The sequence below is a fragment of the Microbacterium sp. M genome, from assembly GCF_045181065.1.
Lineage (GTDB): Bacteria > Actinomycetota > Actinomycetes > Actinomycetales > Microbacteriaceae > Microbacterium.
This window is the reverse complement of record NZ_CP173721.1, coordinates 2,441,371-2,458,345: the sequence shown is the minus strand read 5'-3', so window position 1 is coordinate 2,458,345 and position 16,975 is coordinate 2,441,371. Positions and strand designations below refer to the sequence as shown.

Here is a 16,975-nt window from a genome sequence, read left to right as displayed (position 1 = left end):
TCCCGGTCGGAGACGGCCCGGCGAGCGGGAAGAGCCGCCAGGATGGTCGTATGACGACTTCTTCGGCTGACTGGTTGCGCTCTCAACCGACGCTCGTCGGTACGCCGCCCCCGCTGGATCTCGTCGCGCTGCCCGACGATCCCGAATCCCTCTTCCTCGACTGGATCACTGCTGCGAGCGAGTCCGGCGTTCCGGAGCCGCTCGCCATGACGCTCGCGACGATCGGGGCCGATGGCATCCCCGACGCGCGGACGCTCATCATCAAGGACGTCGACGGTCGGGGCTGGGCGTTCGCGAGCACTCGGGCGTCGCGCAAGAGGGAGCAGCTGTCGGCCCACCCCGCGGCTGCCCTGAACTTCTGGTGGCAGCCGGTGATGCGCGCGGTGCGGGTGCGGGGACGCGTCGTCGAGGCGGATGCCGAGGAGAGCGCCGCGGATCTCGCGGCGCGCGCGCCGTCCGCCCGTGCGGGCATCGGGCCCGGCGAATGGGTGCTCTGGCGCGTGGTCGCCGAGCGCGTGGAATTCTGGCAGGGTGCGGTCGATCGCCGGCACACGCGCATCGTGTACGAGCGATCGCACGAGAGTTGGACCCACCGCATCGTCACCGCTCACAACGAAAGCCCACCGAACGGAGAGATCAGCGCATGAGCGACTACGAAGTGATCAGCATCGGGGCACCGGACACGTGGCGTGAGCATTTCGGCGGGTTCGCGCCATCGCGCTCGCGCGACGGACGCCGGGTCGTCGATCACGAACTCACCATGCAGTACATCGGAATGACCTCGAACGCACTGAAACCGGGCGAGGAGGCCGGTTACTGGCACACCCACTCCCGCGTCGAAGAGCTGTACGTGTTCCTCGCAGGCCGCGGACAGATGGGCCTGGATGACGACGTCGTCGAAGTCGAGGCGGGTACCGTCATCCGCGTCGGCCAGGACGTCTGGCGCACGTGGCGTGCCCGGCCGGACAGCGATGGCGAGCTGCGCTGGCTGTGCATCCGCGCCGGCGGCGAGCAGCTCCCGCACCTGCCGGACGACGCCACCCGCGCTCCTGACCGGCCGATGCCCTGGGCGAACGGCGGCTGATCCGGCGCACTAGACTGCGAGGCAGTGACACGGGGTGCCGCGACCGCGGCTGAGAACAGACCCGTCGAACCTGATCTAGTTCGTACTAGCGAAGGGATGTCGCGATGAGCGATCGTCTGCGTCCGATTTCCGATACCGGCCTCGCCTCCGAGGCCGCCACCCTCCTGGAGGAGCTGCGCGCAGCACCTCCGTTGACCCACTGCATCACCAACACGGTGGTGACCGGCTTCACCGCCAATGTCCTGCTCGCCCTCGGTGCGGCGCCGGCGATGGTCGACATCGTCGGCGAGTCCGAGATGTTCGCGTCCGTCGCGTCCGGTGTGCTCATCAATCTCGGCACCCCGACCCCCGAGCAGCGCGCGGCGAGTCGTGAGGCGGTCGCCGGCGCCGCCGCGGCCGGAACGCCGTGGGTGCTCGACCCCGTCGCGATCGGCGTGCTGCCGGTGCGCACCGCGCTCGCGCAGGAGCTCGCCGCGCAGCGCCCCACCGCGATCCGGGGGAACGCTTCGGAGATCCTCGCTCTGGCCGGCGCGGGTACCGGCGGCCGTGGCGTCGACGCCACCGACGCCACGGATGCCGCCGTCGACGCGGCGTTCGCGCTCGCGCAGCGCGACGGCAGCGTCGTCGCGGTCTCCGGTCCGGTGGATCTCATCACCGATGGCGACCGGATCATCCGCATCGCGAACGGCGACGAGATGCTCACCCGTGTCACCGGCGGAGGCTGCGCCCTCGGGGCCGTCATGGCGGCGTTCCTCGGGACCGCACGTGCGACGGGCACGGATGCGGTGACGGCGGTCGCCGCAGCGAGTCTCGTGTACACGATCGCCGCCGAGCGGGCAGCGTCCGTCTCCACCGGCCCCGGCAGCTTCGCGGTGACTCTGCTGGATGCGCTGGCCGTCGTCGGACCAGCAGACCTCGCCAGTGCGGCGCGCATCGAGGAGGGGACCCGATGACCGCGGATCTCTCGCTCTATCTCGTCACCGATGCGGCGCTGTGCGGCGCCCGTGGCGTCGTCGAGACGGTCAGGCAGGCCGTGGACGGCGGTGTGCGCATCGTCCAGCTCCGTGACAAGGCGGCGACGGATGCCGAGACCACCGCCCAGCTCGTCGAACTGTCGCGCGTGATCGACGGGCGCGCCCTGCTCGTCGTCGACGACCGGCTCGATGCGGCGCTCGCCGCGCGGGCCCAGGGCGCACGCGTGGACGGCGTGCACCTCGGTCAGGATGACGCATCGGCGCTCCGTGCCCGTGAGCTGCTCGGCCCGGACGCGCTGATCGGTCTGACCGCGAACACCCCTGCGCACCTGGACGCCGTGCTCGCGCTGCCCGACGGAACGGTGGACTATCTGGGCGTCGGCGTGATCCGCCCGACCAGCACGAAGCCCGATCACCCGCCGGCACTCGGTATCGACGGGTTCCGGACCTTCGCCGCGGCCAGCCCGCTGCCCTGCGTGGCGATCGGCGGCGTCGGTCTCGACGACGCGGCCCAGCTCAGGGATGCCGGGGCCGCCGGCGCGGCAGTCGTGTCCGCGCTGTGCGCCGCCGATGACCCGGGTGCCGCCGCCGCGGAATTCCTGAGTCGATGGCGCGCCAGGTCGACGCCTCGCGTTCTCAGCATCGCGGGCAGCGACCCGTCGGGTGGCGCGGGCATCCAGGCGGACCTGAAGTCGATCGCCGCGAACGGCGGATACGGGATGGCGGTCGTCACCGCACTGACCGCGCAGAACACGAGGGGAGTGCGCGCCGTGCATGTGCCCCCGACCGTGTTCCTGCAGGCGCAGCTCGATGCGATCTCCGACGACATCGTGATCGATGCCGTGAAGATCGGGATGCTGGCGAACGCGGACGTGATCCGCACCGTGACCGCGTGGCTCGACGCGGAGCGTCCGCCGATCGTCGTCGTTGACCCGGTGATGGTGGCCACGAGCGGCGATCGCCTGCTCGATGCGGACGCCGAGGATGCATTGCGCGCGCTGCTGACGCGGGCCCATGTCGTGACGCCGAATCTCGCCGAGCTCGCGGTGCTGGCAGGACACGCGATCGACGGCTGGACCGGTGCGCTCGCCGCAGCCGAGGCGCTGTCGGAGCAGATCGGGGCCGCTGTGCTCGTGAAGGGCGGGCATCTCTCGGGTGACGACGCGCCGGACGCCCTCGTGGATGCGGCGCAGCGCACGCGGCACGAATTCGCGGGCACACGCATCACGACGGCGAACACGCATGGCACCGGATGCTCGCTGTCGTCGGCGATCGCCACGCGCCTCGCTCGCGGGGACGAGCCCGAACAGGCGGTCGCGGCCGCTCGCGCCTGGCTGCGCGAATCCCTTCGGGCCGGCGACGCGCTGCGCGTCGGAGGCGGGCACGGCCCGATCAGTCACTTCGCCGGGCTGTGGGACAGGGGCGGCCTCGACACCCGTCCGTCGGCGACCGAGATCGCCGACGACTGGTGGGACCGCATCCGCGGCATCCGCGACGGCATCGACGAACTCGCGTTCATCCGCGGGCTGGCCGAGGGCACGCTGGAGCGTGAGCCGTTCGTGTTCTACCTCGGTCAGGATGCGCTGTACCTCCGCGAGTACGCCCGGGTCCTCGCCGAGGCGGCGCGGCTCGCGCCGACGTCGGGGGAGCAGGCGTTCTGGGCAGACGGTGCGCACGGCTCGATCGTCGGCGAGCTCGAACTGCATGCGTCGTGGTTGACGCCGGAGCACGGCGTGACGTCCGGCACGTTCCGTGCCGAGCCGTCCGCGACGACGACCGCGTATCTGGACCATCTGCGCTCGACCGCGTTCGGCGGCGACTACGCCGAGCTGATCGCCGCGATCCTGCCGTGCTTCTGGCTGTACACGGATCTGGGCAGGCGCCTGCACGCGGGGGAGTTCGGCGAATACGCGCGCGACCCGCGGCATCCGTACGCCTCCTGGCTCACGACGTACGCGGATCCCGCCTTCGAGGAGGCGACGGCGCGGGCGATCGCGTACGTCACGCAGGCGGCCGCGGCAGCGGACGGCGGCACGAGACGGCGGATGTTCCGCGCGTTCGAGCGATCCAGCGCCCTGGAGCTCGCCTTCTTCGCGGCTCCTCTGGAGGATGCCGCGAGCATGCTCCAGCCCGGGTGATCGCCTGCCTCATTCCACGGAGAGGCGTCGAGCGAGACGTTCTCGCAGACGCAGAACCGTGGGGATGACCGTCGCGGATGCCGTCAGCACGAGTCCGAACACGACCAGGGCGGCGGCGGCGCTGACGTCGAAGACCGGAACGGCCGGGATGAAGCGGTTCAGCGCCGCCCCGCTGATCAGGGCGGTGCCGACGATGACCAGGCTCGCGAGCAACGCGGCCGTCACGACGTGGATCGCGGCCTGCCACAGCGCGGCCGCGACCACGACGCCGCGCGTCGCACCGCTGGCGCGCAGCAGCGATTGCTCGGCTCCCTGGGTCCGGTTGCTCATGAACAGCACGACGGCGGCGCCCACCGCGCCGAGTGCCACCGGTCCGCCGATCAGGAGCATCACCTGCAGGATGCCGAGGTCGAAGTTCCCCGGCAGCCCTGCCGCCGACATGGCAGTCCCGGTCGTCGCCGCCATCGTCATCATGCCGCCGAGCAGCGCCGCTCCGACGAAGAGCGGGGTGACCGAGGCCGTGCTGCGTCCGAGGTGATAGCGCGCCTGATTCCGGGCGAGGAACCAGGTGGTCGAGCTGCGCGGCGGGATCAGCGATGTCCACGCGCGCAGGATCATGGGTGACAGCACCGGTCCGATGGCGGCGATGATGGCGGTGAGGTAGGCGGGCAGCAACGGGAACTGCGAGATCGCGGTGCTGCGGTCGTCCGCACGGAAGGGCGCCAGCGCACCGCCGACTCCGGCCGCGAGCAGAACCGCAGCGAACACCAGCCAACGCCACCACCGCATCCGCTGGGATTCGACGTCGGGTTCGCGCAGCGCACTGAGCGGAGGCGTCCGGCCGGCGGACAGGGCCGCACGCACGCCGCCGAGCATCGTGACCGCGACGGTCAGCGGCACCACGATCGCGGCGGTGGGCGCTCCAGGACGAATCGTCGCACTCGACCACCAGCTGGAATCGTGCGCGAAGACGGCATGCAGGAAGGCCGGTGCGAACGGGATCGAGATCGCGAAGCCGAGGCCGCCGGCAAGCGCGGCGGCACAGGCGAGCTGCACGAGGATGACGACGGATGTCTGCCGCGGACTGACGCCGGAGAGCTGCCAGCGCGCGTATGTCGCGCGGTGCAGGTCGACGGCGAGCCGCGCGACGGCGGCGACCACGATCGCGCCGGCGGGGATGTCGAGGAGCAGCAGGATCGAGAGGAAGCTGATCGACGCCTCCAGGATCTCACCGCCGACGTCCAGGCCGGTCTCCAGCATCGCGATCGCGACGGCGAACGAGAGCGCTGCGATCGTCGCGACCAGGACGAGCCCGATCCACGTGGTCCACCCCCGGCTCAGTTCGGCGCGCAGCAGCCGGATCACGCGGCCGCTCCGCTCGTCGTCGCGTGCAGCACATCGAGAATGCCGGCAGCGGTGGGGCTGACCAGCTCGGTGACGACCGCGCCGTCCCGGAGCACCAGCGTCCGATCGGCGCGTGCCGCGGCATCCAGATCGTGAGTGACGACGACGACGCCGCGGCCGTCCGCGGCATGCGCGCGCAGAAGGTCCAGGACCTGAGCGCCGGTCGTCGTGTCGAGAGCGCCGGTCGGCTCGTCGGCGAACACCAGGTCGGGTCGCGCGGCGAGGACCCGAGCGATCGCGACACGCTGCTGCTGTCCGCCCGACAGCTCGCCCGGCCGTTTGCCCGCGTGCCCGGTGAGACCGACGGCGGCGAGCGCGCCTTCGACATCGGGTGCGCGGTGCCTCGCCAGTCGGGCGGGAAGAGCGACATTCTCGCCCGCGTTCAGCGACGGGATCAGGTTGTAACTCTGGAAGACGAAGCCGAGGCGGTCCCGACGCAGCTTCGCCAGCCGGCTCTGCGAGAGCGAGTCGATGCGTGTGCCGCCGAGAGCGATCTCACCGATATCCGCCCGCTCGAGACCCGCGAGGCAGTAGAGCAGCGTGGACTTCCCCGATCCGCTCGGGCCGACGATGCTGACCATCTCGCCGGGGAGGACGTCGACATCGATGCCGCGCAGCACCGTGACGGGTGAGGACTTTCGAACGGCATAGGTCTTCGCGATACCGCGCGCGGTGAGCAGAGGGGCGACGGGACGGTCGTCTTGCGGAGGGATCATGACGTCAGTCCATCGCCGATGACGTCCTGGCGCACCAGACCGGACGCGGCACCGAAGGTAGACCTGACGCTACTTTCCTGCGGCAGTCGATCAGGTCCGCGGTGCACCTGCATAGGCTGAGCGAGTGCGCATCGAGACGATCTGGCAGGGGCTGATGCTGTCGCCGCCCCGGTTCCTCCTCTCGCGCTGGCCCCCTCTCGCGTTGGGCTCGGTCGTGATCACGGCTGTCCTCGGCATCGTCCTGATCCTTCCCGTCGCGGCCACCCTGGTGATCCTTCCCCTCTGGGGGATCCTGTTCGGCATCATCGAACGTCGGCGCCTGCGCATGATCGGTACCCCTGTCCGGGGGAGCGGACACGTGCGAGTCCCGCGGGAGGAACGGCACAACTGGCTCGGAGTGCGGCTCACCGAACCGACGACGTGGCGAGAAGTGGTCGCGCTGCTGCTCGGCATCCTGCTCGGGCTGCTCGCGTTCTGCCTGCTCCTGGCGCAGGCGATCGCGGTCGCCCTGCCCGTCGCGCTGGCATACACCGGCCTGACTCGGCCACCGGCCGAGGTGAACCTCTTCTTCGACGTCCGCATGACGGTCGGGGCCGACAACTGGTGGCACCCCCCGCTCTGGCTGCCGGTCGTCCTCGTCGTCGTCGCCTATGTCAATGCAGCTTTCTCCGCGCTCCACGGCGGCGTCATCGGCTGGCTCATCGCACCGCGCACGGCAGAGATCGACCGGCGCGTGGCGCAGCTGACGCGCTCCCGCGCGGCGATCGTCTCGGCGCACGAGACGGAGCGGCAGCGGATCGAACGCGATCTGCACGACGGCGTGCAGCAGGAACTGGTCGGCATCGCCGCGCGCCTCGGCATCCTCGAACTGGAGCTCGCGAGCGGCGATGCCAAGTCGGCGGAGGATGCGCTCCGCGCGGCACAGGATCAGACCGAGCGCGCCCTGGCGTCGCTGCGCTCGACCGTGCGAGGCATCCACCCCGCTGTTCTGACAGACCACGGTCTGGTGGCTGCGGTGAGCGAGCTGGCTGGGCGGAGCAGCCTGCCGATGCGCGTCCGCGATCACGGCCTTCCTCGCCTCGAGCGCGCGGCGGAGGCCGCCGGGTACTTCCTCGTGACCGAGGCGTCGACCAACGCCGCCAAGCACACCTCGGCATCGAGCATTCAGGTCGATCTGGGTATGGATCACGACGTCGCATATGTCGCCGTGTCCGATGACGGGCACGGCGGAGCGGATCCGGAGCGCGGCAGCGGGCTCCAGGGGCTCGCCGGCCGCGCCGAAGCGCTCGGCGGCACGCTGTCGATATCGAGCCCGGCAGGCGGACCGACAGTGCTCCGCATGGAGCTGCCCTGCCAGACCGCACGCGCAGACGACGCAGGAACGCGGTGACGATGCGCATTCTGCTCGCCGATGATGCGACTCTGCTGCGCGAGGCGCTCAGCGCCCTGCTCCAGCGACTCGGCCACGAGATCGTCGCCACCGCAGCCGACGCGATCGAACTGCGGACCGTGTACGCGACGCTGACCGTGCCACCGGACATCGTCGTCACCGACGTCCGCATGCCACCGGATGCAACCGACGACGGCCTGCGCGCGGCGCTGCACATCCGGAAGCTGGCACCGACGCAGCCCGTACTGGTCCTGTCGCAGTACGTGGCAGAGCGCTATGCGCGGGATCTACTCCTTCTCCCTGAGGCCGCGGTCGGATACCTGCTGAAGGAGCGGGTCAATCGCGTGAGCGATTTCGACCGTGCGCTCGCCGCGGTCGCCGCGGGCGGTACGGTCATCGATCCGGAGGTCACCAGGCAACTCCTGCGCAGCGAGGTCGCCGGTCCCCTCGATGCATTGACGCCGCGTGAGCGCGAGGTTCTCGAACTCATGGCCGAAGGCGCATCGAACACCGACATCGCCGCTCGGCTGTTCCTCAGCGACGCGGCGATCCGCAAGCACATCGGGAACATCTTCGCCGGGCTCGGGCTCAGCCCTGCCGACGAGAATCGCAGAGTGCGGGCGATCCTCGTGTTCCTGGAAGCGCGCCGGCACGGATGACGTGTGACGCCCCGGATTTGCGCCGTCCGCGCCGCGCGCGCTATCGTCGCGGCATGCCTTCGGTCGCACCCGCTTCGCTGACGCTCGTTCCGAGCGTCGCTCCGGTGCGCCGACGCCGCGGCGGCCGCCGACTCTAGGCGACCCTCGCGCTGCTGCCTGCACGGGTACGGCTGTGAGCGTCGCCGCCTCCGTCGACGACCACCCAGACCGTTAAGGTAGAACCATGACGTATACCGTCGCCGTCTCCGGCGCATCCGGCTACGCGGGCGGCGAGATCCTGCGCTTGCTGGCCGATCATCCAGACATCGATATCCGCACCGTCACCGCGCATTCCAACGCGGGTCAGCCGCTGATCCAGCACCAGCCGCACCTGCGCTCGCTCGCTCACCTCGAACTCCAGGACACGACGCCCGAGATCCTCGCAGGGCACGACATCGTGTTCCTCGCGCTGCCGCACGGGCAGTCCGGTCAGTACACGGATGCCCTCGGCGCGGTCCCGCTCGTCATCGACGCCGGTGCCGACCACCGCCTCACATCGAAGAGCTCCTGGGATGCCTTCTACGGCGGCGCCTTCCACGACGCGTGGACGTACGGCGTCCCCGAGCTTCTGATCGATGGCGTGAAGCAGCGCGAGCACCTCCGCGGCGCGACCCGCATCGCAGCCCCGGGGTGCAATGCGTCGACTGTGAGCCTGAGCCTGGTCCCTGGTGTCGCCGCCGGTGTCATCGACCCGACCGACATCGTGTCGGTCCTGGCCGTCGGCCCGTCCGGTGCCGGCAAGAGCCTGAAGACCAATCTGCTCGGCAGCGAGATCCTCGGCACCGCGAACCCGTACGCCGTCGGCGGGACGCACCGGCACATCCCCGAGATCCAGCAGGCGCTCATCGCCGCGGGCGCGGCGGACCCGCGGATCTCCTTCACGCCGGTGCTGGTGCCGATGTCCCGCGGCATCCTCGCGACCTCGACGGCTCCGATCGCAGACGGCGTCACGGACGCGCAGATCCGGGATGCCTGGCAGAGCGCATACGGCGATGAGACATTCGTGCAGCTGCTGCCCGAAGGGCAGTTCCCACGGACCGCCGATGTCCTCGGCGCCAACACTGCTCTGATCGGACTCGCGATCGACCGCGCGGCGAACAGAGTGACCGTCGTGACCGCGGTCGACAATCTCGTCAAGGGCACCGCCGGTGCCGCCATCCAGTCCATGAACATCGCGCTCGGACTCCCCGAAGCCCGCGCCCTCACCGTGAATGGAGTCGCACCGTGAGCGTCACCGCACCCGCAGGATTCGAGGCGGCCGGAGTCGCCGCAGGACTGAAGTCCACCGGCAAGCCGGACGTCGCCGTCGTCGTCAACCGCGGCCCGCGCAAGGTCGGCGCTGCCGTCTTCACGAGCAACCGCGCCAAGGCCAACCCGATCATCTGGTCGCAGCAGGTCATCCAGGACCGCATCGTCGAGGCCGTGGTCCTCAACTCCGGCGGGGCGAACTGCTTCACCGGCGCGTTCGGGTTCCAGACCACGCACCAGACCGCGGAGAAGGCGGCCGAGCTTCTCGACATCGGGGCGGGGGATGTCCTGGTGTGCTCCACCGGACTCATCGGCACCGGCGACGAGGAGTTCCGCGCCAAGGTGCTCGCCGGCACCGAACAGGCGATCGCCGAGCTCTCGGCAGACGGCGGAGATGCCGCGGCCCACGCGATCATGACGACAGACACGGTCGCGAAGACCGCTGTGGTCTCCCGCGGCGGCTGGACGATCGGCGGCATGGCGAAGGGCGCAGGCATGCTCGCGCCCGGGCTGGCCACGATGCTGGTCGTGATCACCACGGATGCCGACCTGGAGGCGCTCGAGGCCGACACCGCGCTGCGCAGCGCCACAGGGACGACGTTCGACCGGCTCGATTCGGACGGCTGCATGTCGACCAACGACCAGGTCACGCTCCTCGCCAACGGCGCGAGCGGAGTCAAGCCCGACCTCGAGGAGTTCGCCGCCGCGCTGCGCGAGCTCTGCCAGGACCTCGCCGTCAAGCTGCAGGGCGATGCCGAGGGCGCGAGCCACGACATCACGATCCGCGTGACCAACGCGGTCAGCGAGCAGGATGCCGTCGACGTCGGACGCTCGGTGGCGCGCAACAACCTCTTCAAGGCCGCGATCTTCGGCAATGACCCGAATTGGGGCCGCGTGCTCGCGGCGATCGGCACGACGAGCGCGCAGTTCGACCCGTACGACGTCGACGTGTGGATGAACGGCGTGCGCGTGTGCACGGAAGGCGGCCCCGACCGGCCCCGTGAGGACGTCGACCTCGCGCCGCGCGCGACGGACGTGCTCATCGACCTCAAGGTCGGCGACGCCGAGGCGACGATCCTCACCAACGACCTCACGCACGACTACGTCCACGAGAACAGCGCGTACTCCTCATGACGGACATACAGGACACCACACCGGACATCGCGGCAGAGAAGGCATCGACTCTCATCGAATCGCTGCCGTGGCTGAAGAAGTTCCGCGACCAGATCGTCGTCGTCAAGTACGGCGGCAACGCCATGGTCTCCGACGAGCTGCAGGATGCCTTCGCGCAGGACATCGCCTACCTCCGCTACGTCGGCGTGCTGCCGGTCGTGGTGCACGGCGGCGGACCGCAGATCTCTCACATGCTGGACCGGCTCGAGATCCCGAGCGAGTTCAAGGGCGGCTACCGGGTCACGAACACCGAGGCGATCAGTGTCGTCCGGATGGTGCTGACCGGTCAGGTGAACCCGCAGCTGGTGGGCAGGATCAATTCGCACGGTCCGATCGCGACCGGCCTGAGCGGCGAAGACGCCGGTCTCTTCGGCGGACGGCGCCGCGGGGTCGTCATCGACGGCGAGGAGGTGGATCTCGGCCGGGTCGGCGATGTCGTCCAGGTCGACCCGACTCCCGTGCTCGATCACCTGGCAGCCGGGCGTGTCCCCGTGGTCTCGAGCATCGCGCCGGACCTCGATCATCCGGGTCAGTCGCTGAACGTCAATGCGGATGCCGCGGCATCCGCCCTCGCGACAGCACTCGGAGCGCGCAAGCTGGTCATCCTCACGGACGTGCCCGGGCTGTACGCCGATTGGCCGAACCGGGACTCGCTGGTGTCGCACATCACCTCGGCGGATCTCATCGACATGCTGCCGACGCTGGAATCCGGCATGATCCCGAAGATGCGGGCCTGTCTGGACGCCGTGGAGAACGGCGTGGACGCCGCGGCCATCATCGACGGACGGGTGCCGCACTCGGTGCTCGTCGAACTTTTCACAAGCAAGGGCATCGGGACCGAAGTGGTCGCCGGAGAGAGGACGAAGGCATGACCGTCTGGCAGGAGAACGCCGCACGCGATCTGGTGCTCAACGCGGGGGACCGGCTGGCGCTGCTCACTCGCGGCGAGGGCTCGTACCTGTACGACGGCGACGAGAAGCGATACCTCGATTTCCTCGCCGGCATCGCCGTGACATCGCTCGGCCATGCGCACCCGGTGTTCGTCGAGGCCGTGTCGCGCCAGGCCGCGACGCTCGCACACGTGTCGAACTACTTCGCGACTCCGCCTCAACTGGCGCTCGCCGCCCGCCTGAAGCGCCTCGCCGGAGCAGGAATCGACGGTCGCGTGTTCTTCTCGAACTCCGGTGCCGAGGCGAACGAAGCCGCGTTCAAGCTCGCCCGCCTGCACGGCGGTGCCGAGCGCCCGCGGATCATCGCGCTCGAGAACGCCTTCCACGGACGCACCATGGGGTCGCTGGCGATGACAGCGAAGGCGGCCATGCGCGCTCCTTTCGAGCCGATGCCCGGTGGCGTGGAGCACATCCCTGCCACGATCGAGGCGCTCGAAGCCGCGATCGACGACCGGGTCGCGGCCGTCATCGTCGAGCCGATCCAGGGCGAGGCCGGCGTCGTCGAGCTCCCGGACGGGTACCTCGCGGCCGCCCGCGCGCTGACGCTGAAGCACGGCGCTCTGCTGATCGTTGACGAGATCCAGACCGGAGCCGGCCGCACCGGCGCCTGGTTCGGGTTCAGCCACGAGGGCATCACCCCCGACGCCATCACGCTCGCCAAGGGCATCGGCGGCGGCTTCCCGATCGGAGCGCTCGTGACGTTCGGTGCCGCGAGCTCGCTCTTCACCCCCGGATCCCACGGCTCGACGTTCGGCGGCAATCCGCTGGCAACCGCCGTGGCGGATGCCGTGCTCGCCGAGATCGAGCGCGCCGGGCTCGTCGACAACGCCGCGGCACGCGGCGCGCAGCTGCGCACGGCCATCGACGCGATCGATTCGCCGCTGGTCGCCGGCACCCGCGGCAAGGGCCTGCTGATCGGCGTCGCGCTGAGCGCGCCGCTCGCCGGAGCCGTCGTCGCGGCGGCGCAGGAGCGTGGGCTGATCATCAACGCCGCGAACCCCGAGACCGTCCGCATCGCCCCGGCGCTGACGATCGGGGATGCTGAGATCGAGGAATTCCAGACGCTGTTCGCAGCCTCGCTCGCCGATGTGCAGGCGTCGCTCGCGGCATCCGAGACCGAAGGTGCTTCCGCATGACCCGCCACCTGCTGCGCGATGATGACCTGACCCCGGCTGAGCAGGCCGAGATCCTCGATCTCGCCGTCGAGTTGAAGAAGGACCGCTGGGCCGACAAGTCCCTCGCCGGTCCGCAGACCGTGGCCGTGATCTTCGACAAGTCGTCCACCCGCACGCGCGTGTCGTTCGCGGTCGGCATCGCCGATCTCGGGGGATCGCCGCTGATCATCACGACCGCCAGCAGCCAGCTCGGCGGCAAGGAGACCCCGTCGGACACCGCACGGGTGCTCGAGCGCCAGGTGGCGGCGATCGTGTGGCGCACCTACGCGCAGGCGGGGCTGGAGGAGATGGCTGCCGGCACGCGCGTGCCGGTCGTCAACGCCCTCTCCGACGACTTCCACCCGTGTCAGCTGCTGGCCGACCTCCTCACGATCCGCGAGCACAAGGGCGAGCTGAAGGGGCTGACGCTGACGTTCTTCGGCGACGGACAGAGCAACATGGCGCACTCCTACGCGCTGGCCTGCGTCACGGCCGGAATGCACGTGCGCATCGCGTCTCCCGCCGAGTACGCTCCCCGGGCCGATGTCATCGAGGCCGCTGATCGGCGCGCCGCGGAGACCGGCGGCTCGATCGCGCTCTACACCGACCCCGACGAGGCAGCGGCCGGCGCGGATGTCGTCGTCACCGACACCTGGGTGTCGATGGGCAAAGAGGAGGAGAAGCTCGCGCGCATCCGCGACCTCGGCGGATACAAGGTCACCACCGAGACGATGCAGATCGCGGATCCGAATGCGATCTTCATCCACTGCCTCCCGGCCGACCGCGGCTACGAAGTGGACTCCGAAGTGATCGACGGCCCGCAGAGCGTCGTGTGGGATGAAGCCGAGAATCGGCTCCATGCCCAGAAGGCGCTGCTGGTCTGGCTGCTGCGTCAGGGCTGAGCCGATGGCGTCCGGGCTGGCAGGCCGCTGGCTGCGGCTGAACGGCCCGGCGCGCATCGGCGGCGTCGATCTCGCGCGCGGACTGGCCGTGATCGGCATGTTCGCGGCGCACCTGCTCGTCACCGCCGACCACTGGGACTGGAGCGATCCGTCGACCTGGCTCTTCATCGTCGACGGGCGCTCGTCCATCCTGTTCGCCACTCTCGCCGGGGTCTCGGTCGGGCTGGTGACCGGCGGTGCGGTCCCGCTCACCGGGGACCGCATGCGCACGGCGCGCGGCCGGTTGGCGGTGCGTGCCGGGATGCTGTGGCTGGTCGGCATCCTGCTCATCCTCACCGGCGTGCCCGTGTACGTGATCCTGCCCGCGTATGCTCTCCTCTTCCTGCTGGTCCTTCCGTTCACAGCGCTGACAGCGAGTGCCGTGCTGTGGGCCGCCGCCGGAATCGGGGCCGTGATGGCGTTCGTGCAGCCGCTGCTGAACGAGCTGCCGCTCTGGCACGGTCCGTTCGGGGAGGAGATCTCGGCGGCGCTGGGCTGGAACTACCCGTTCCCGGTCTGGATCGCCTTCGTGCTCGCCGGGCTCGGCATCGCGAGGGCGGATGTGCGTCGCCTGCGCACGCAGCTCTGGATGCTGGGCGCGGGGTCCGTGCTCGCCGTCGTCGGGTACACCGTTTCCACGGCACCGCCGGAGTCGCTGTACCTGCAGTACGTGCTCACTGCGGAGCCGCACTCGTCCGGGCTGTTCGAGGTGTTCGGCACCGGTGGTTTCGCGATCGGCGTGATCGGGGCGTGCCTGCTCCTCTGCAGACTCGATGCGATCCGGATGCTGGTGCTGCCGCTGCGCGCCGTGGGCGCCATGCCGCTCACGGCGTACACGGCGCAGCTGCTCATCTGGGCGGTGGTCGCCCTCGCGACGATCGGCGACACCGGGGACCTCCTGGCGTTCCGAGCGCTGGAGCCGTTCTGGCCGCTCACGATCGGCACCGTCATCGGATGCACAGCATGGGCGCTGCTGATCGGCCGCGGCCCGCTGGAGTGGCTGCTCGACCGCACGGCGAAGATCGTGGTTCCGGCGCGGCCCCGCATGGTCGATAGGCTGAATCCATGAGCGAGGCGAAGCACGACGGAACGAACGAAGGCGCGCTCTGGGGCGCACGATTCGCGAGCGGACCGTCACCGGAACTGGTGGAGCTGAGCCGCTCCACGCACTTCGACTGGATCCTCGCCCCCTACGACATCGCTGGTTCGCATGCGCACGCCGCGGCGCTCGAGGCCGCGGGCTATCTCGAGCCGGACGAAGCGCGTCGCATGCACGACGGGCTGGATGCCGTGGCCCGCAAGGTCGCGGACGGAACGATCGTCGCGCAGCCGACGGACGAGGACGTGCACGGCGCGCTCGAGCAGGCGCTGATCGCCGAGCTCGGCCCTGAACTGGGCGGGCGGCTGCGTGCGGGGCGAAGCCGCAACGACCAGATCGCGACACTCGTGCGCATGTACCTGATCGACCACGCCAAGGTCATCGCCCGCGATCTGCTGCGCGTGATCGATGCGCTGGTCGCCCAGGCCGAGGCGCATCCGGACGCGATCCTTCCCGGCCGCACCCACCTCCAGCACGCGCAGCCCGTGCTCCTCGCGCACCATCTGCAGGCTCACGCGTGGCCGCTGGTGCGCGAACTGGAGCGACTGGTCGACTGGCGCGTCCGCGCCGGAGTCTCGCCGTACGGCGGGGGAGCGCTGGCGGGTTCGACGCTCGGGCTCGATCCGGCACTGGTCGCGCGCGAACTCGGCCTCGATCGTCCAGCTGAGAACTCGTTGGATGGCACCGCCGCCCGTGACGTCGTCGCGGAGTTCGCCTTCGTCGCGGCGATGACCGGCGTCGATCTGTCGCGCCTCTCGGAGGAGATCATCCTCTGGAACACGCGCGAGTTCGGCTTCGTCACGCTGCACGACAGCTACTCGACGGGCTCCAGCATCATGCCGCAGAAGAAGAACCCGGACATCGCCGAGCTCGCCCGCGGCAAGTCCGGGCGGCTGATCGGCAACCTGTCCGGCCTTCTGGCGACTCTCAAGGGCCTCCCACTCGCCTACAACCGCGACCTGCAGGAGGACAAGGAGCCGGTGTTCGACTCGGTGCAGACGCTCGAGGTGGTCCTGCCGGCGTTCGCCGGGATGATCGCGACGCTGCGCTTCGACACCGAGCGGATGGCCGAGCTCGCCCCGCAGGGCTTCTCGCTGGCCACCGACGTGGCCGAGTGGCTCGTGAAGCGCCGGGTGCCGTTCCGGGACGCGCATGAGATCTCGGGTGCGCTGGTGCGCGCATGCGAGGAACAGGGGATCGGGCTGGAGGATGCCTCGGACGAGCTGCTGCTCTCGGTCTCGCCGCATCTCGTGCCCGAAGTGCGCGAGGTGCTGTCCATCCAGGGGTCGGTCGCGTCACGGACGGGTGCCGGCGGCACGGCAGGGGTGCGCGTCGCCGAACAGCGCGCCGAGCTGATCGCCCGCGCCCAGAACGCGGCGCACGCGCTGGGGTTCTGACCCCCGCATCGCCCGGCGGTCAGTGCAGGGACTCGTCGGCCTCCGAGCGGGTCCACCGGGTGAATCGCACGACGAGTCCTGAGCGCGTCGGCGCCGCCAGAAACGGTCCGGCGGTCGCCGTGGCAGCCGGATCGAACGGCGCCACCCGTACGAGGCGCCATTCTCCGTCGTCCGCCTTCGCACGGACGATGACCGCGTCCGGCCAGCGACTCACGCGCACGGTGATCTCGGCATCCTGCCACTCGTCGACGAAGCCGACCGACCAGTCCGAGCGGACGTCCGTGACGACGGCGCCGAGGCCGAGGTGGTGGTCGGCGAATTCGACGCCGGCCTTGATCCAGTGCTCGTCGTCGATGCGGACGAAGACGCCGGCCTGGTCGAACTGTCCGTCCCAGGGCGCGCGGAAAGCGACCTCCATCGCCTCGCCGACGGCGAGCGGAGCGGTGAGGGCGTGTTCGCTGTCGTGGATGAATCCGTACGCCGTGCGCCGCCAGGCGTCGCTTCCCTCGACGGCGGTGACGTCGAGATGGCCGTCCTCGACGGTCGACGCGGGAAGATGGGTCCAGGTGCCCTGTCGCCAGGGGATGCTCGTATAGGGCATGTTCTTGA

16 protein-coding genes and 1 riboswitch are annotated in these 16,975 nt (G+C 70.1%); of the genes, 13 read left to right on the top strand and 3 right to left on the bottom strand.

Annotated elements, in window-relative coordinates; genetic code table 11:
* Positions 1-50 precede the first annotated feature (50 nt).
* The 4 genes from ACI7YT_RS11980 (at position 51) to ACI7YT_RS11965 (ending at position 4,196) form a co-directional block, all read left to right on the top strand.
* Positions 51-647 carry a pyridoxal 5'-phosphate synthase gene (locus ACI7YT_RS11980; protein WP_406245754.1) on the top strand — a complete coding sequence of 199 codons (597 nt, stop codon included), beginning with the start codon at positions 51-53 and terminating at the stop codon, positions 645-647.
* Complete coding sequence (locus ACI7YT_RS11975; RefSeq protein WP_406245753.1) at positions 644-1,084, top strand: cupin domain-containing protein; 441 nt, start codon at positions 644-646, stop codon at positions 1,082-1,084. Before ACI7YT_RS11980 ends, ACI7YT_RS11975 begins: the two co-directional genes overlap by 4 nt.
* A 20-nt stretch (positions 1,085-1,104) precedes the next feature.
* Positions 1,105-1,198, top strand: a riboswitch (TPP riboswitch).
* Positions 1,189-2,037: a hydroxyethylthiazole kinase gene (thiM, locus tag ACI7YT_RS11970; RefSeq protein WP_406245752.1), complete on the top strand. Its 849-nt coding sequence runs from the start codon at positions 1,189-1,191 to the stop codon at positions 2,035-2,037. Its footprint overlaps the riboswitch before it by 10 nt.
* A complete protein-coding gene (locus ACI7YT_RS11965; RefSeq protein ID WP_406245751.1) occupies positions 2,034-4,196 on the top strand; it encodes a bifunctional hydroxymethylpyrimidine kinase/phosphomethylpyrimidine kinase in 2,163 nt (720 codons plus the stop codon). Before thiM ends, ACI7YT_RS11965 begins: the two co-directional genes overlap by 4 nt.
* Positions 4,197-4,205: 9 nt before the next feature.
* Here the strand turns inward: ACI7YT_RS11965 and ACI7YT_RS11960 are convergent, their stop codons facing one another.
* Positions 4,206-5,561 (bottom strand): hypothetical protein, encoded by a 1,356-nt coding sequence (locus ACI7YT_RS11960; protein ID WP_406245750.1) that lies wholly within the window; start codon positions 5,559-5,561, stop codon positions 4,206-4,208.
* Positions 5,558-6,316, bottom strand: coding sequence for an ABC transporter ATP-binding protein (locus ACI7YT_RS11955; RefSeq protein ID WP_406245749.1), 759 nt, complete (start codon positions 6,314-6,316; stop codon positions 5,558-5,560). Before ACI7YT_RS11955 ends, ACI7YT_RS11960 begins: the two co-directional genes overlap by 4 nt.
* Before the next feature lie 124 nt (positions 6,317-6,440).
* Here ACI7YT_RS11955 and ACI7YT_RS11950 point away from each other — a divergent pair, with 124 nt between their 5' ends.
* The 9 genes from ACI7YT_RS11950 to argH all read left to right on the top strand — a co-directional run bounded on the left by ACI7YT_RS11950 (position 6,441) and on the right by argH (position 16,366).
* Complete coding sequence (locus ACI7YT_RS11950; protein WP_406245748.1) at positions 6,441-7,706, top strand: sensor histidine kinase; 1,266 nt, start codon at positions 6,441-6,443, stop codon at positions 7,704-7,706.
* Between the two features lie 2 nt (positions 7,707-7,708).
* Positions 7,709-8,365, top strand: coding sequence for a response regulator (locus ACI7YT_RS11945; protein ID WP_406250574.1), 657 nt, complete (start codon positions 7,709-7,711; stop codon positions 8,363-8,365).
* A gap of 223 nt (positions 8,366-8,588) precedes the next feature.
* Positions 8,589-9,632: an N-acetyl-gamma-glutamyl-phosphate reductase gene (argC, locus tag ACI7YT_RS11940; protein ID WP_406245747.1), complete on the top strand. Its 1,044-nt coding sequence runs from the start codon at positions 8,589-8,591 to the stop codon at positions 9,630-9,632.
* Positions 9,629-10,786 (top strand): bifunctional glutamate N-acetyltransferase/amino-acid acetyltransferase ArgJ, encoded by a 1,158-nt coding sequence (argJ, locus tag ACI7YT_RS11935; protein WP_406245746.1) that lies wholly within the window; start codon positions 9,629-9,631, stop codon positions 10,784-10,786. Before argC ends, argJ begins: the two co-directional genes overlap by 4 nt.
* Positions 10,783-11,697, top strand: coding sequence for an acetylglutamate kinase (gene argB / locus ACI7YT_RS11930; RefSeq protein ID WP_406245745.1), 915 nt, complete (start codon positions 10,783-10,785; stop codon positions 11,695-11,697). The genes argJ and argB overlap by 4 nt, the downstream gene beginning before the upstream one ends.
* Complete coding sequence (locus ACI7YT_RS11925) at positions 11,694-12,911, top strand: acetylornithine transaminase (RefSeq protein WP_406245744.1); 1,218 nt, start codon at positions 11,694-11,696, stop codon at positions 12,909-12,911. Before argB ends, ACI7YT_RS11925 begins: the two co-directional genes overlap by 4 nt.
* Positions 12,908-13,831: an ornithine carbamoyltransferase gene (gene argF / locus ACI7YT_RS11920; RefSeq protein ID WP_406245743.1), complete on the top strand. Its 924-nt coding sequence runs from the start codon at positions 12,908-12,910 to the stop codon at positions 13,829-13,831. Before ACI7YT_RS11925 ends, argF begins: the two co-directional genes overlap by 4 nt.
* 4 nt (positions 13,832-13,835) lie before the next feature.
* Complete coding sequence (locus ACI7YT_RS11915) at positions 13,836-14,939, top strand: heparan-alpha-glucosaminide N-acetyltransferase domain-containing protein (RefSeq protein ID WP_406245742.1); 1,104 nt, start codon at positions 13,836-13,838, stop codon at positions 14,937-14,939.
* Complete coding sequence (gene argH, locus ACI7YT_RS11910) at positions 14,936-16,366, top strand: argininosuccinate lyase (RefSeq protein WP_406245741.1); 1,431 nt, start codon at positions 14,936-14,938, stop codon at positions 16,364-16,366. Before ACI7YT_RS11915 ends, argH begins: the two co-directional genes overlap by 4 nt.
* A 19-nt stretch (positions 16,367-16,385) precedes the next feature.
* Here the strand turns inward: argH and ACI7YT_RS11905 are convergent, their stop codons facing one another.
* Positions 16,386-16,967 (bottom strand): DUF1349 domain-containing protein, encoded by a 582-nt coding sequence (locus ACI7YT_RS11905; protein WP_406245740.1) that lies wholly within the window; start codon positions 16,965-16,967, stop codon positions 16,386-16,388.
* Positions 16,968-16,975: the final 8 nt, after the last annotated feature.

Coding starts and splice junctions, on each gene's coding strand:
- ACI7YT_RS11980 (WP_406245754.1), top strand. CDS start 51: ATGACGACTTCTTCGGCTGACTGGTTGCGCTCTCAACCGACGCTCGTC.
- ACI7YT_RS11975 (WP_406245753.1), top strand. CDS start 644: ATGAGCGACTACGAAGTGATCAGCATCGGGGCACCGGACACGTGGCGT.
- thiM (WP_406245752.1), top strand. CDS start 1,189: ATGAGCGATCGTCTGCGTCCGATTTCCGATACCGGCCTCGCCTCCGAG.
- ACI7YT_RS11965 (WP_406245751.1), top strand. CDS start 2,034: ATGACCGCGGATCTCTCGCTCTATCTCGTCACCGATGCGGCGCTGTGC.
- ACI7YT_RS11955 (WP_406245749.1), bottom strand. CDS start 6,316: ATGATCCCTCCGCAAGACGACCGTCCCGTCGCCCCTCTGCTCACCGCG.
- ACI7YT_RS11945 (WP_406250574.1), top strand. CDS start 7,709: ATGCGCATTCTGCTCGCCGATGATGCGACTCTGCTGCGCGAGGCGCTC.
- argC (WP_406245747.1), top strand. CDS start 8,589: ATGACGTATACCGTCGCCGTCTCCGGCGCATCCGGCTACGCGGGCGGC.
- argB (WP_406245745.1), top strand. CDS start 10,783: ATGACGGACATACAGGACACCACACCGGACATCGCGGCAGAGAAGGCA.
- ACI7YT_RS11925 (WP_406245744.1), top strand. CDS start 11,694: ATGACCGTCTGGCAGGAGAACGCCGCACGCGATCTGGTGCTCAACGCG.
- argF (WP_406245743.1), top strand. CDS start 12,908: ATGACCCGCCACCTGCTGCGCGATGATGACCTGACCCCGGCTGAGCAG.
- ACI7YT_RS11915 (WP_406245742.1), top strand. CDS start 13,836: ATGGCGTCCGGGCTGGCAGGCCGCTGGCTGCGGCTGAACGGCCCGGCG.
- argH (WP_406245741.1), top strand. CDS start 14,936: ATGAGCGAGGCGAAGCACGACGGAACGAACGAAGGCGCGCTCTGGGGC.
- ACI7YT_RS11905 (WP_406245740.1), bottom strand. CDS start 16,967: ATGCCCTATACGAGCATCCCCTGGCGACAGGGCACCTGGACCCATCTT.